Source organism: Gabonia massiliensis, assembly GCF_001403595.1.
Lineage (GTDB): Bacteria > Bacteroidota > Bacteroidia > Bacteroidales > Coprobacteraceae > Coprobacter > Coprobacter secundus.
In genome coordinates this window covers 828,734-844,634 of record NZ_LN877940.1, presented here as the reverse complement: position 1 = coordinate 844,634, position 15,901 = coordinate 828,734, and the positions used below count along the sequence as shown (strand labels likewise).

Genomic DNA, 15,901 nt, shown 5'->3' with positions numbered 1-15,901 from the left:
TTAGATTAACGAAGGCAAATGTATAGGGGGCAAATCGGGTTCACAAATTTTGACACTCAACGATACTACTTCATTTGAAAAAATATAAAAAAAATGAATTCATTTTGGTACGACAATACTATTTAATACACGTATAATAATCTAATAATTAATTTAATAACAAAATACATTTTCTAAATTCTAATCCACAAAACAAAGAGTACCAACGAAAGGAATATATCGAAAACAAACCTATTTTATAAAACAAACTTGCCCTTTTTCTTATTTAAATTCTTTTTTAATATCTTTTCTATTTAAATTCTATCATAAATTCCACCAAATTTTCTTCAGAAGAAATATTTAATTTCTTCCGTACCCTATAACGTCCCATCTCCACTCCACGAACCGATATATTCATTAAATGGGCTATATCTTTTGTCGACAAATTCAGCCGCAAAAATGCACATAGCTTTAAATCGTTCGCTGTCAAATCGGGATAAGTAGCCTTTAATTTCCGGAAAAAACCTTCATGAATACGGTCAAAATTAGTTTGGAATACTTCCCAATCATTATCGGACCCTATATTTTCATCAATAATATGAACCAATTTATTATAATATTTATTTGGATACTGGGTGCCCAATGCTTCTTTCTGGGCTGTCAACTCATCTTTCAAAACCTGGAGCACTTTATTCTTATTAATAATAAGCATTGTAGAACTCGCCAATTCTTTACTTTTATGGGTCAATTCAGCCTCCAATTTCTCGCTCTTCAACTGAATAATATTTTTTTCTTGACGTTCCAGTTCTTCTCTACGTAATCGTTCCTGCTCCTGTTCTATTTTTTGCCGATTCCGTTTTATCGTATGGCTTATATACCATTTTACCCCGATAATAAGACCCATAAAGAGTAAAACATAAAAAGCAAAAGCCCAATACGACAAATAAAATGGCGGATTTATAGTTACCGGATAAGATATTTTGTCAAGTAATTCATCACTGGCAGAATATATATCGGCTTCAAAGGTGTATTTTCCGTATGGTAAACGGGAATATTTTATCGGCAAATTATTCGCGGTTTTAGTCCAGTTTTCACCCAGACCATCCATCCGATACTTAATATAATAATCTTTATGACAATAATCCGGAAAAGCGACATCGAATGTCAATGTATTGTCTTTATCATACTCCAACTTAGTTCTATTGACAGAATTAACAGGTAGATAAACCGTATTTTTCCCCGGAGACGAAACCTGCACAGAATTAAAGAAAGTTTTACCTTTCGCTCTATTCTCATCCGCTCCATGTTCATATCTATACAGACAAACGGAGTTTTCTAAACAGAATATATAGGTATCTTTTGCTATCTCGGTTACATTCTCAAACTCATTTACCAATTTGTTGTTCAAGTAAGAAAACGGTATTTTACGCAAAAAAGTCAATTTATTATCTACAAAAGTAACCAAAGCAAACATGTTATTATTTACCAACCAATATCGATTATCATTTACCGGTATAATTTTATGTAAACTTTTAAATTCTCCCAATTGCTCATTCAACTTATCGAATGATATAATAGAATCTGTAAGATCGTCATATGTATATAATTGTATCCCATTACCGAATATAATTCTTCCACCAATTTTCGATACATATATTTTCTCCTGAGGCCGGTCTTCGGATAACGACTTATATAGTTTTATCTCCTGAGCTTTTTCTAAATTATTATCTAACTTAACTTTAAATAATCCTTTTTCTACATGACTGGCCCAAATATTATTACAATGATCGATTTCCATTTGCCGCACAGGATTAACAAACTCCTGTATAACATGGGCTAGTTCCCAGTCGCCTACCCCATTTTTTTTATAAACGACTAAATGAGTATATGTACCCTGTATCAAATATTCAGCGCCATTATGCCGAAACTGACGAACACAAGCACCTCCATTGATACTTGCCAATCGTGTTACTTCATTTCCTTTAATACGAAAAGCCCCGTCATTATAACCGATAATCAACTGATTCCCCAAATTGGCAATATCCCAAACCTGTCCGCTTATCTCGGGGAAAAAATACGCGTAATCGTCTTTCCCGAGATCATATTTATACAAACCTTGATTGGTTCCCAAATATAAGTAGGGTTCGACATAACGAACTGAATAAACAGACCCTACCTTATCGAGATTTTTAGATGAAAAACGGAAAGGTAGGCTCTGAAGAATAAGGGAAATGCCATTATCCAACCCTACCCAAACATTATTAAAGGAATCGACACACAAACCTAAAACAGTACTGTTCTGAAGACCTTGATCTTTCCCTATCTTCCACGCTAACTGCTGATGTTTATCAAATGCATAAACTCCATCATGAATCGTTCCTATTATATAAATAGAATCGGAAGTCATCGTCGCACGATTGATTACGGCCCGGCTCAAATCCGAGGAATAAGCTGCAGCCCAAGGAATACATGTACTATGATTATAATAAAACATACCTGCAGAACCGGTACACAAAATCAAGTCTTCATTTTCCAAAGGGAGTATCGCTGTAATGTCACTGTTACCTACCTGTTGTACAGGCAAAATCAATTTAAAATTAGAACCATTGAATGCATACAATCCCTCTCTGGCCACATTAACATATATGCAATCCGAAGCCTCTTTAAAAGATAAAGGAGTAAACCCCAGTTTCTCACCTTTAACATTCTTTCCATCATAAGAAAAATAAGATGAAAATGTCTGAAAATAAATAGTTCCCTTCAATTTAGCGATGCTCCATACCTCATCGTTTCTCAGCTCAAAATCGTTAAACTGTTTCGATAAAGAACAATAAATCAAATTACCCCTATCATCCTTTTCCCAATAACCAAACTCTTCGAAACCTCCGGAATATATGCGACCGTCATCATTAACATATAAAGCCCGCAAACGAATACCGGAAGGCAATTTATACGATTTCCATTTTTTCCCGTCGAATGTAAGTAAACCATCGTTATTCGCAAAATACATTATTCCGTCATGACCTTGTGCTACCGCCCAATTTTGTGTACCGCCATGATAAACATCCCGAGAAAAATTTTCCAGAAACGGCATATTAATCTGAGCACTCAAAAAAACAGGTATATATAAAATAAAGATACAAAAATAGAATCGCAAATATGGTCTCATAGTCTTACTAATAAAAAAGATGAATTCAACGTTAATAAAGATTTTTATCAGGTATATCGGACAACACTAATCCCCGCTAATATTGTATTTACACAACAAAGTAAATATTAATTTTTAATTCTTTTGCCATTTTGAAGTTGAAAACTAAAATGATGTAAAAGGAAAACGATACAATACTTATATATTTAATATATTTTTTACCGGCAAAACTGAAAGAATATATTAATTCTTATTTTAAAATCTGCAATTACACTTTAAAAACAAATACCCTATATATCATTAATAATCAATATAATAAAAATATATGTAGTACTAAAATAGAGTACTATAATCTAAAGGGCGCTAAATGTGATAATATTAACGTAGTCCTTTTTTTGAAGAACCTCCATATAAACGGTATGTTTGTATTGTAAAAAATAACAGCAAAGATTAATAGATATTATGAAAAGAAAAATCTTAATAAGTGCATTGATATTAAGTATTGCAGGTTCAGGATGTACTACATCAAAATCAGAATGGCACAGTTATAGCGGGGATAAAACGATAGAGCATAAAGTCGACTCCGTTTTGTCTCTTATGACATTAGAAGAAAAAATAGGACAAATGACCCAATTCTCAAGCCACGGAGATATTACAGGCCCAATCGTAAACGAAGATATAGAACCTTATCTAAAAAAAGGATTGATAGGAAGTATATTCAATGCCGTAACGGTGGAGGGCATCCGCAAATTGCAAGAACAAGCATTAGCCGAATCACGGCTGAAAATACCAGTATTATTCGGTTATGACGTTGTACATGGTTTTAAAACTATTTTTCCGATGCCTTTGGCCGAATCTTGTTCATGGGATTTGTATCAGATAAAGAAAAGTGCAGCCATAGCAGCCGAAGAGGCTTCAGCTGCCGGAATAGCCTGGACTTTCGCCCCAATGATAGACATTGTACGGGATGCTCGATGGGGACGTGTGATGGAGGGGGCCGGAGAAGATACCTATCTGGGAGCTCTTATTGCCGAAGCCAAGGTGAAGGGATTTCAAGGTAATCATTGGAAAGATTTATACAACACAAATACGATTCTTGCCTGTGCTAAACATTTTTGCGCCTATGGAGCGGCAGAATCGGGCAGAGATTATAACACAGTAGATGTCTCAGACCGAACGTTGAGAGAAGTTTATTTCCCTCCATTCAAAGCAGCAAAGGATGCCGGTGTAGCAACATTTATGACCGCATTCAACGAAATAAGTGGCATTCCTTGCACTGCCAGCAAATATCTTTTTCGGGATGTATTAAAGGATGAGTGGCAGTTTAATGGATTTGTAGTAACCGATTATACAGCCATTAACGAACTGGTTCCCCACGGTGTTGCCCAAGACGAAAAGCAAGCGGCAGAATTGGCCGTAAATGCAGGTGTAGATATGGATATGACAGGAGGTGTATATCTACATAATCTAAAAACTTTAGTAGAAGAAGGTAAAGTATCGGAAAATACAATCGACAATGCAGTCAGACGTATACTTGAAATGAAATTCATATTGGGGCTGTTCGATGACCCATATAGATATCTCGACGAAAAACGCGAAAAAGAGACGATTCTAAAACCCGAATTTTTACAAGCAGCCCGGGAAATTGGAAATCGCTCGATCGTTTTATTGAAAAATAATAACCAATTTTTCCCTATCACTAAAGACCGCCAGTTAACAGTTGCCCTGATAGGCCCAATGGTGAAAAACAGAACAAGTATGAACGGGGAATGGTCGGCACGTGGAAATAAAAATGAAAGTGCATCCTTATTCGACGGCCTTACCGAAAAATATAAAAATACTGACATCAAATTTTTATATGCCGAAGGATGCGATCTGAAAGAACCAGGTACAGAAGGATTCGCCGAAGCCATAAATATTGCCCGTAAAGCCGATATAATAATAGCAGCAATGGGAGAAGATTATAATTGGTCGGGCGAAGCGGCTTCGAGAAGTAATATAAAATTGCCAGGATCGCAACAAAAGTTACTAAAAGAACTCAAAAAAACAGGGAAACCCATAGGTTTAGTATTAATGAACGGACGTCCACTCGATTTATCCTGGGAAGATAAAAATATAGATGCTATTATGGAAGCATGGTATCTCGGAACCATGGCCGGACATTCAATAGCCGATGTCATAATAGGAGATTATAATCCGTCGGCCAAACTTACTATGTCGTTTCCCAGAAATGCCGGACAATTACCCATTTATTATAACCGTAAGAATACAGGCCGCCCCCTTCCTGAAGACAATCCTAAAATGGATTACAGATCGTCTTATCTGGATGTAGAAAATTCTCCTTTATATCCATTCGGATACGGACTAAGTTACACTACATTTCAATACTCGAAACCATCTATAAGTTCGGGAATCCTAACTAAAAACGGAGAATTAAAAGTTTCGGTAACAATTACCAATACAGGAAATTACGATGGAGAAGAAATTGTACAGTTATATATTCAAGATGTCGCAGCATCAGTAACCCGCCCGATAAAAGAGCTAAAAGGTTTCCAAAAACTCAACATAAAAAAAGGAGAATCGGTTACAGCCGATTTTATTATCCGAGAAAAAGATCTGGGCTTTTTACGCCTCAACAATACATGGGGAACAGAGCCGGGAGAATATAAAGTCTTTGTGGGGAATGATTCGGAAAACGTCCAAGAACTTAAATTCTCTTTAGTCGAATAGATAGTTCTATATTCGCATTTCCTGTTTCTACCTCGAACCGGCCAGAAACAGGAAATGTGATACAACCAGTCAATGCTCAGATATTCATATTTTTATTCTTTGATTATTCATCATACCATAATTAAAGAAGGACATTTTGTCCTTTTCTTTCTAAAATATACCATAACTATAAAATTATGCCATAATTATGAAAAACATAAATAAAATCATTTATTCCCTACCTCTATTTCTAATACAAAGTGCATATTCCAAAGAGGGCAAACCGATGAATATAATATTCATCATGAGCGACGATCATGCCATGCAGGCAATCAGCGCTTACGGTAATCCTGTATCAAAGTTGGCACCTACTCCCAACATCGATAAAATTGCTCATGACGGTGCTATTTTTAATAATAATTACTGTTGCAATTCTATTTCAGGCCCAAGTCGCGCCGCTATTATCACAGGTAAACACAGCCATAAAAACGGATTTATGAAGAACTGGGCCAAAGGCTTCGATAATACCCAACAAACTTTACCTAAAATATTGCAGAAAAATGGTTATCAAACTGCCATAATCGGCAAATGGCATCTGGTATCGAAGCCAACCGGTTTTGATTACTGGATTGTTTTAAATGACCAGGGAGAATACAATAATCCCGACTTCATTACAGAAGAAGATACGGTCCAATATAAAGGATACGTAACCGATATCATTACCGATATAACAAAAAAATGGCTCGATTCCCGAGATAAAAACAAACCTTTTTTCCTAATGATGCACCATAAAGCTGTACACCGAAACTGGGTTCCTGCCGAAAAATATTATCATTTATACGAAAATATAAAATTCCCTCTTCCAGAAAACTATTATGATGACTATACTGGACGCATTGCCGCATCGAAACAAAAAATGAACATATACCGAGATATGTACGAAGGGCATGACCTAAAAATGGTAACAGGAGCAAACAGCGACACTCTTTTATATGACCCATGGCCACAAGCATTTATGAACCGGATGACACCAGACGAAAAAAATCGTTTTTTCGAAGCATATCGCAAACGAAACAATGATTTTTATGCATCCCCCAAAAATGAAAAAGAAATTGCCGAATGGAAATATCAACGTTATTTACAAGACTATCTCGCTGTAGTAAAGTCGGTAGATGACAGTGTAGGTGAAATACTCGAATACCTGAAAGAAAACGGACTGGATGAGAACACGCTGGTAGTATATACTTCGGATCAGGGGTTCTATCTGGGAGAGCACGGCTGGTTCGACAAACGTTTCATGTATGAAGAGTCAATGGTAATGCCCATGGTCATGTCGTGCCCGAGTATCATAAGCCCCGGAACAAAAATAAATCAGCTCACACAAAACATAGATTTTGCCCCAACATTTTTGGATCTTTGCGGCATTGAAATTCCAGCAGATATGCAAGGTATCTCATTCAAACCTCTGTTAGAAGGGAAAAAAGTAAAGAATTGGCGCAAATATTTATATTACCATTATTATGAATTTCCAGGATTTCATAGTGTCAGGGCACACTATGGCATCAAAGGGAAGAGATATAAACTAATACATTTTTACAAAGACAATAACTGGGAATTATATGATTTGAAAACAGACCCTCATGAAATGAATAATATATTCGGAAAACCCGGCACTGAAAAAATAACCTGTAAATTAAAGGCCGAACTAAAAAAATTGCAACAAACGTATCAAGTTCCCGAAGAATTATGTAGATAAATAACTTCACATAAGATAAAACAAAGTGGAATAAAACGTCCTGACACGACGCAGGACAATCCAGATTTTTCCCTTTTAGAGCCTTAAAATGTTGAGCAGTTAATAAATGATTAGTTGGTAAAAGTCAATATCAACTTTTCATATAAACATTACGAATATATTTTCTTATAAATTTTTTAATTCTAACTTATGTTATTTATCCCCCAATATTCATCTCGATTTATTATATCACATATTCGTTCAAATTAAAAAAACAAAACCAAAATGTTTGAATCGCATAATTTTACTCATTCTTTACGAAATTCTTTCGGAGACAATCCTGACTTTCTCTTAAAAAATTTACCAAAAGAAGACTGGTCTGAAAAATTCAATTTCGCTGCGATTTCCTGTACCGATAATTTTGAGTGTGATAAAAGAGTACGAGCTTCACTATACAACATTTCATAGATAAAATCACTAACGCTCTGTCCTGTCACCTGTTTTACTATCAAAGTAAGATAATGCGACGATAAATTCAATTCAGATGCATAAAACTCCACTTTATGCTCCTCTCTGTAATGTATAACCAATAATTCTATAAATGATTTTATCACACTCTCGTACCGAGTTATACTATCATTTCCCGGTAATGTCATTTGACGTTCAAGTATATCACTTAAATCAAGATAGAAAGCAAAAAGACTATTCAATATAACTTCTTTATAATAGTAATGTTCGGTATAGCTAATCGATTTATCTACTCTTTTCATCCTATCAAATATAACTAAAGCATTTGCCTGGCTCAATGCTACCACCGGCTCATTATACAATCTCACACCGTATCTTATCCTCTTGTATATCATATCCGTTGTATCCATATCATCCATATAAACTTTGCTGACAAAAAGGCATATACACTTGAAATCTTCGCTACAATCGTAGAAATAAAATAAATGAGATGACGATAATAATAATAACATATCTTCTTTTATCTGATAAGATTTATAATTTATACAAATACTACCTCTTCCTGATAAAACCAATATTGCAGAGAGAGCATTAAGATATGTAGGTGACGAGAACTGAGAAACCACCCTCTTACAATCGACTGTAATACAATTTATTTTTTGCCTTATATCAGATTCTACAGTTTCTCTCAAAGACAAATCCGTTATATTTTTTATTTGTATTTTGCTCTTCATTATATATATCCATTTCCTTTTTCAAAAATAAAAGAATTATAGTAAATATTCAAATAAAACCAATTTTATGCATTTTCAGATTTTTAGCAAAAGATTTTTAACACGACCTTTGTCCATGTTTTATAACATATAAAAAAATGCAAAGTAATATATGAAAAACTTTAAAAGAACTACTTTTCTTATTCTATTTCTACTCAATACTCTTTTCCCATTTGCCCAAAACAATCCGAAATTAAAACTCAGCATAGAAGAAATGTTTGCTCTGGCTGATTCTTGCAGTCGTAGTATTCATACTTTCCGTATAGCCGAACAAGAAGCCGAACAAGCTGTACGAGTTGCTCAAAGTGCACGAATGCCCACTGTTGATGTCACTCTATCGGCCAGTTATTTAGGCGATGTATGGTTGTCAAATCGAAACTTCTCTAATGGAGAAAATGCTCCTATGCCTCACTTTGGAAACAATTTCGCTATCGAAGCATCTCAGATAATATATGCTGGAGGGGCCATATCAAATAAAATAACATTGGCAAAATTACAACAACAGTTAGCCCAATTAGATATAAAGAAAAATAAACAAGATATACGTTTCCTGTTAGTAGGAAACTATCTGGAGATGTATAAATTAAAAAACCAATCCGAAGTTTATCAAAAAAATATCGAACAAACCCGAAAACTACTCTCAGATATCCATGCAAAACAAAATCAAGGATTGGCCCTAAAAAATGATATTACCCGATACGAATTACAACTCAAATCTCTTGAATTGGCTCTTACTCAAATACAAAATGACATTACCATATTGAACAATCAATTAGTAACAGTTTTAAGGCTACCTCAAAAAACTATAATAGATGTAGACTCTTCTCTATTGAATAAACTGCCACAACTATCAAACGAATCACATTGGCAAGAAACAGCACAAAATGAGTCACCAACACTCCAACAATCTTTGCTAAGCATTAAACAATCCAAATATAATGAAAAGCTGATAAAAGCTGAACGTTTGCCTTCTATCGCATTATTGGCCGGAGATAAGTTGGATGGCCCTATAACAATAGAAGTGCCTCCTATAAACAAAAATTTAAACTACTGGTACGTGGGAATAGGGGTAAAATTCGATATTTCCTCAACTTACAAAACTGTACGCAAAATAAAGCAGGCTAAATTCTCAACCCAAAAAGCTATAGAAAATAAATTATTATTTCAGGAAAATTTAATGACAGTAGTGAAAGAAGCATATGTACGCTTCAATGAATCGTTCGTTATTTATGATACACAAATAAAAAGTCTCGAACTGGCTACACAAAATTATGAGGTGATAAATAATAGATATTTAAATGATTTAGCCCTCATAACGGACATGTTAGACGCCAGTAATGCAAAACTGAGCGCTGAACTTCAAGTTGCAAATGCACGTATAAATATACTTTTCAATTATTACAAACTGAAAAAAGTAAGTGGAAACTTATAACAAAAAAACAACTTAATATAATAGAAAATGAAACACAAAACTAAAAAACTAATCTACAATATTACTGTATTATTATTGGTTATAGGAGGTATAATTTGGGTATTTTCAAGATTTATACATCTCGGAAATGTAGAATATACCGATAATGCCCAAATAAAACAACTTATCGTACCAGTAAACTCAAGGGTCCAGGGGTTTATCAAAAAAGTATATTTTGAAGAATATCAAGATATGAAAAAGGGCGATACACTTTTACTCATTGAAGATGCCGAATTTCGACTAAGAGTCGCACAAGCTGAAGCAGACTATCAAAATGCCCTATCAGGAAAAACCGTAATGACCTCAACTATAAATACAACACAAAATGATATCGCAGTTTCCGACGCTGGAATACAAGAAGCTAAAATCAGAATGGACAACGCTGAACGAGAATATATACGATATAAAAATTTATTGAATCAGGATGCAGTCACCCGCCAACAATATGATGCTATGAAAACAAATTATGACGCACTAAAAGCACGATATGAGCTTCTCTTACGTCAAAAACAAACAACAACTCTTGTAAAACAGGAACAAACCCAACGACTCGACCAAACCGACGCCGGAATAAAGTTGGCCGAAGCAGCATTGGAAATAGCCCGGCTAAATTTATCATATACAGTAATTATTGCTCCCTGTGATGGCACTACCGGACGCAAAGATATTCAGGAAGGTCAACTGGTACAGCCCGGACAGACCTTAGTCGATATGGTAGATAAAAATGATAAGTGGATTATAGCAAACTACAAAGAGACTCAAACAGCCAATATACATGAAGGCCAAAAGGTCGATATAAAAGTAGATGCCATCCCAAACGTTATTTTCAAAGGGATTGTAAAATCCATATCAAGAGCCACAGGTGCAAGCTTCTCACTCATTCCCCAAGACAACTCCGCCGGAAATTTTGTAAAAGTAGAACAAAGAATACCTTTACGTATAAATTTTTCCAATGGTAATAAGCCGGAAGACATGGAAAAATTAAGAGCCGGCATGAATGTAGAATGTGAGGTAAAATACTAATTATATGCACGAAAACAAACCTTTTTCAATTCCAGCAATGAGAGATTTTGTTCCGGAAAAATTACGCCCTTGGATAATAATACTCATTGTTATTGTCTTTCAATTTTCCGGAGGAATATATCTTGCTGCTGTCAGTGAAATGGTAGGTTCATTAGCTCTCCTTCAAGAAGATATTATGATGGCGGGTTACGCGTCAATGGTAGGAATGGCATTAACTTTTACCATCATGTTCCGACTTAAATTTCGATTTGCATCCAAAACATCTTTAATAATTTGTTGTGTAGCCATTATTTGCTGTAACCTGATATGCATATATACTCAAAGTGTTCCCTTACTTATAATAACATGTTTCTTTGCCGGAATATTCAGAATGTGGGGAACGTTTGAATGCAACTCTACCATACAATTATGGCTCACACCTCAAAGAGACCTTTCCATATTTTTTTGTTACATTTATCTATTAGTACAATGCTGTATTCAATTGTCAGGATTAATAACCGTATACACTTCTTTCTGGGCAAAATGGGAATATATGCATTGGCTCGTCATCGGATTACTCGGCATTACAATGCTGGTAACAATGATATTATTCAGAAATTACCGCTCTATGCACAAACTCCCTTTATACGGAATAGACTGGTTAGGAGGCCTCATGTGGGGACTGACATTATTATGTATCATTTTCATTTGCGTTTATGGAGAACATTATGACTGGTATCAATCTTGGCAAATCCGGATTGCAACTATCTTCTGCGTCATAATTTTATTATTAAACATTTGGCGAGCTTCATTTATACGGCACCCGTTCATCTCTCTAAAGACATGGAGCTACAAAATAGTATATATGACCTTCCTATTGTATATTGTTATTAACATATTATTAGCCCCATCTCATTTATTGGAACACATCTACATGAATTCTATCCTCAAATATGATTCCTTAAATATCATTTCTCTTAACTGGATTGTCCTATTAGGAACCATATCTGGAAGTATTTTTTGTTATCTTACTTTTGCTCGTAAAAAGTGGAAATATAAAACAATGTCAGTAATCGCCTTTGTAGCAATTACCGGTTATCTGATATACTTTTACTTCACAATAGATTACAACCTCCCTAAAGAAACGCTGCTAATACCTATATTTTTAAGAAGCTTTGCTTATGTCATTATAGCCATTATTTTTCTGACGTCTTTATCAAAAGTCCCTTTCCAATATTTCTTTCAAGCTATTTCGATACAAGGATTTGTCAGTGCAAGTCTCGGAGGGGCTTTAGGAAGTGCCATATTGGGCCATTTCTTAAACTTCACAATGAAAAAAATATAATGCTACTCAGTATGACATTAGACCATGTAAATACTTCTATCTATAAAATACCATTTACAGAATTATGTGGCATACTACAACAACAAGCTTTAATGGTCTCCCTAAAAGAACTATACGGTTGGCTCTCCCTAATCAGCCTATGTTGCCTACTATTATTTATGATAAAAGAAAGCTCCATTCGTCCGAAATATGTTTTACATCCCAAATACAGGTCTATCCGAAGATTTATCAAACATGAACTAAGGTTATCTAAAAAATTAAAAAGCACCGAAAAAGGTATTTTGTAAAACCAAAATCTCTTTTACTTCTATTCATTTATTGAACATTATAATTTAAGATTCAAGGAATATGCTGTAAATGAGCACACTCCTTGAATCTTAAAATTCTTTTTTTATTTTATCAAAACCATTGGAGTAACGGTCACATTTCCTGAAATTCCAGATGGTCTCGGATCCCAATTTTCAGCACTAAACCTTCCATCTTCACCGACATTCATCCGGCCTTTCGAATCGATATTTAGATTATAGAATATTTTCCATTCCAAGCCTTTTTTGTCCATATACGCTATACGGTTAGCCATCAGGTTAGATACTCTTATCTTCAATACATCATTGCCATTTAATAAATATGTCGGTATATCAATTGTATAGGGAGCTTCAAAAAGAGTACCCAGGTAAGTGTCATTTATATATACCGCAGCACTTTCATATACATTATCCAACTGAAGCCTCCATGCATCCGTCTTTTCAGACAAGAGAGGCAAACGGGTTTCATATTCTGCAGTACCCGAGAAGTAAGCATAGTCCTCTCCATATTCAGTCCAAGACTTTAACTCTGAAACCGTTTTCTTCTCAGGCAAAACAGGTCCTCCTTTGACAAAAGTAATATCCCAATTATCAGATAAAACAAGACTCTCTCCTATCGGCTTATAATACGGATACAAATTTCCGGAATAAGTCTTCTGAAATGTTTCTACAATCATCGACTCATTTGGGTTCAACTCCATCCAAATATCTGTTTTTCCATTATTTACTCTTGTTCTGGCATAACCATCCTTACCCGTCATAGGATTATACAATGCACATGTACGATAGTCTGCATTCAAATTAACCCATCCGGAAAACTTAGTTTTTGAAGGATTAAATACAAAATAATAAAAATTGCCGTCATCCTTCAACCGACGGATACATTGTAACCCTTGACTATATAAACTTTCAGGCTTTACTTCTGACTGTTCCAGCAAATCCGGTAAAGCATTGAAAACAATAATCTTTCCTTTACCATATCGACAAATACGAATATCTCCCTCATCTGTAAAATGCAATCTCTTTTTCAAAGACTCCAGTTTCTTTCTATCTTGCTTTAAGTGTGCCAGTCCGGGTATATCCGACGGAAGATTTCCATAAAACGACACTGTAGCACCGGCTTTTGATAAATTTATCAACTTCTCAAAAGTCTCTACCGGCATATATTTCATTTTCGGAACAATTATCGTTTTATATGTATTTCTACCTGCAGTCAACTTGTCCTTTTTGACCTTCACATTCTGCAATAATTTATCTGATACAGCATCCCATGAATACCCTTTAGAAAGGAGATAACGCCCACACTCATCCATTGAAACCGTCTTAAAAGTATGGAAATAATGAAACATTTCCTTTCCCGGAGTAGACCAAAGGTCTGATATGCCATAATAAAGCAATATATCATTAGAAGGCTTCCCGGCTTGTAAAAAACTTTGAGCTCGGGCAACATAACGATTGATAGCTCCAAAATCGTCCCAAAAACTATTTGCCGGAGTAAAATGTACTGCCGCATAGAACAACCATCCCGGCCAAGGAGCATCCTGTGGTGAGAAATCGGTACCATGATAGAAAATGTGGTTTACTCCACCTAATAAAAATTTATCATTTGCTGCCTTCACATCAGATAATCTCGACTGAAAATGCTCATTTAAAAGAGTACACGATTCTGCCGAAGCCAAATTCTTTCCTGTAAGATGAGCTGTAGACGGAGCACTTTTTATATCAGAAATCGTACTTCCTTCTGTTTCAGGTACATCACTGGCAGCATACAAATCCAAAGCATTCGCCGGAGATCCATGAGCCTGGTTACGGATGCCTTTCCCCTGTTTTTCTGCCCAAGACTGCCAGTTTTTCGTAAATCTTTCCAGCATTAACTCAGAAATAACAGCGCGATAATCATGTAATACCCGGCAATTGGTCTCCTCATCGGCCAAACCTAACAATGCAGGAATATACTGTTTCAAGTCATATCCGCATATTTTTTGGAATTCAACAAAAAGCTCCGGTGTCCAGTTGGCACTTTCTACGGCATCGTCAACCTCATACGAGTCATTAAAATAATATCTTAAATAACTTGTATCATAGCCTTTAAATGCGTCATCGAACTTTTTCAAATATCTTTTTATCGCCAGTTCCGAAAAATGATCTATCACATTCCCCTCTCCGCCCGGTCCGGCCCGTTCAACCATTTTACCATGATATCCTTGAAAAAGGGCACAGACCAGCCATTCTCCCGGAGGAGCCGTCCATTCCAAGAAACCATCTTTCACTTTATCGGTCAAGTCTATTGTTTCTGCAATTTTTTTTTGTCCTTTCACCAACTTATTGGCTGTAACAACAATCAAAGGCAAACTTCTCTTATACCAAATTTGAGCGTACGGGATTTTTTGCAAATCCTCATTCGCTGTAACTGGATATTTGACATCCTCAATATTTACTTTCAACCAATTCTGTGTATAAGCAAGAGGCTTCTCGATATATTCAATTTTCTCGGATAATTGTTGTCCTCCCTGCAACTTGAATGTTTTAGACCGCATATTTTTACAAGCAATCTCATCATCTACCCATGGCCCTCCAAACGGCCAGCCAGACGTATTTGCCAAGTCTACTCCCATCCCGAGGCGTTTAGCCTCGTTCAGGGTATATACCAACATCTCCATCCATTTTGGAGACAAATAATCGATAAATCGATCCTCTTTACCTTTAACTCCATATATAGGAGTTATCTCAACGCCTCCTAATCCGGCTTTCTGATAAGCCTCCAAGGCAGCAGTTATATCTTTCTTGGTAACGGCACTCCCTTGTATCCACCATCGGGTCCAAGGTTTTGTCTCCTTCTTTATCTCCGGCCATTTTATCTCTCCAGTTTCTTCTATTCCAAATGACTCAAAAGAAACACAAAGAGATAAAATGAGCATGAAAAATAGTCGAAAATAGATTTTATGGTTTTTCATCATTTCAACGTA

The 15,901-nt window shown here is 35.6% G+C and carries 7 protein-coding genes and 1 pseudogene; 5 read left to right on the top strand and 3 right to left on the bottom strand.

Features of this window, described 5'->3' with window-relative positions; all coding sequences use genetic code 11:
* Nucleotides 1–289: 289 nt before the first annotated feature.
* On the bottom strand, nt 290–3,073 hold the full coding sequence (locus BN2628_RS13360) for a helix-turn-helix and ligand-binding sensor domain-containing protein (RefSeq protein ID WP_157256050.1): 2,784 nt from the start codon (nt 3,071–3,073) through the stop codon (nt 290–292).
* Between the two features lie 516 nt (nt 3,074–3,589).
* Between BN2628_RS13360 and BN2628_RS13355 the strand changes: the two genes are divergently transcribed.
* Nucleotides 3,590–5,857, top strand: coding sequence for a glycoside hydrolase family 3 N-terminal domain-containing protein (locus BN2628_RS13355; RefSeq protein ID WP_055097662.1), 2,268 nt, complete (start codon nt 3,590–3,592; stop codon nt 5,855–5,857).
* 187 nt (nt 5,858–6,044) lie between these two features.
* Nucleotides 6,045–7,592 carry a sulfatase family protein gene (locus tag BN2628_RS13350; protein WP_044224415.1) on the top strand — a complete coding sequence of 516 codons (1,548 nt, stop codon included), beginning with the start codon at nt 6,045–6,047 and terminating at the stop codon, nt 7,590–7,592.
* Nucleotides 7,593–7,879: 287 nt separating this feature from the next.
* Here the strand turns inward: BN2628_RS13350 and BN2628_RS13345 are convergent, their stop codons facing one another.
* A complete protein-coding gene (locus tag BN2628_RS13345) occupies nt 7,880–8,773 on the bottom strand; it encodes a helix-turn-helix domain-containing protein (RefSeq protein ID WP_044224418.1) in 894 nt (297 codons plus the stop codon).
* Nucleotides 8,774–8,924: 151 nt separating this feature from the next.
* Here BN2628_RS13345 and BN2628_RS13340 point away from each other — a divergent pair, with 151 nt between their 5' ends.
* The 3 genes and pseudogenes from BN2628_RS13340 (at nt 8,925) to BN2628_RS13330 (ending at nt 12,917) form a co-directional block, all read left to right on the top strand.
* The gene (locus tag BN2628_RS13340) at nt 8,925–10,244 is read left to right on the top strand and encodes a TolC family protein (protein ID WP_055097659.1); all 1,320 of its coding nucleotides are present in this window, start codon (nt 8,925–8,927) and stop codon (nt 10,242–10,244) included.
* A gap of 27 nt (nt 10,245–10,271) precedes the next feature.
* Nucleotides 10,272–11,306 (top strand): HlyD family secretion protein, encoded by a 1,035-nt coding sequence (locus tag BN2628_RS13335; RefSeq protein ID WP_055097657.1) that lies wholly within the window; start codon nt 10,272–10,274, stop codon nt 11,304–11,306.
* 4 nt (nt 11,307–11,310) lie between these two features.
* Nucleotides 11,311–12,917 (top strand): annotated as a pseudogene (locus BN2628_RS13330) (hypothetical protein).
* Nucleotides 12,918–13,021: 104 nt separating this feature from the next.
* On the opposite strand, the gene BN2628_RS13325 reads toward BN2628_RS13330, so the two are convergent.
* A complete protein-coding gene (locus BN2628_RS13325; RefSeq protein ID WP_055097655.1) occupies nt 13,022–15,892 on the bottom strand; it encodes a glycosyl hydrolase in 2,871 nt (956 codons plus the stop codon).
* Nucleotides 15,893–15,901 lie beyond the last annotated feature (9 nt).

Bases quoted from the DNA above. Each gene is read 5' to 3' on its own strand.
- BN2628_RS13360 (WP_157256050.1), bottom strand. From the start codon at position 3,073: ATGCCGTTTCTGGAAAATTTTTCTCGGGATGTTTATCATGGCGGTACA.
- BN2628_RS13355 (WP_055097662.1), top strand. From the start codon at position 3,590: ATGAAAAGAAAAATCTTAATAAGTGCATTGATATTAAGTATTGCAGGT.
- BN2628_RS13350 (WP_044224415.1), top strand. From the start codon at position 6,045: ATGAAAAACATAAATAAAATCATTTATTCCCTACCTCTATTTCTAATA.
- BN2628_RS13345 (WP_044224418.1), bottom strand. From the start codon at position 8,773: ATGAAGAGCAAAATACAAATAAAAAATATAACGGATTTGTCTTTGAGA.
- BN2628_RS13340 (WP_055097659.1), top strand. From the start codon at position 8,925: ATGAAAAACTTTAAAAGAACTACTTTTCTTATTCTATTTCTACTCAAT.
- BN2628_RS13335 (WP_055097657.1), top strand. From the start codon at position 10,272: ATGAAACACAAAACTAAAAAACTAATCTACAATATTACTGTATTATTA.
- BN2628_RS13325 (WP_055097655.1), bottom strand. From the start codon at position 15,892: ATGATGAAAAACCATAAAATCTATTTTCGACTATTTTTCATGCTCATT.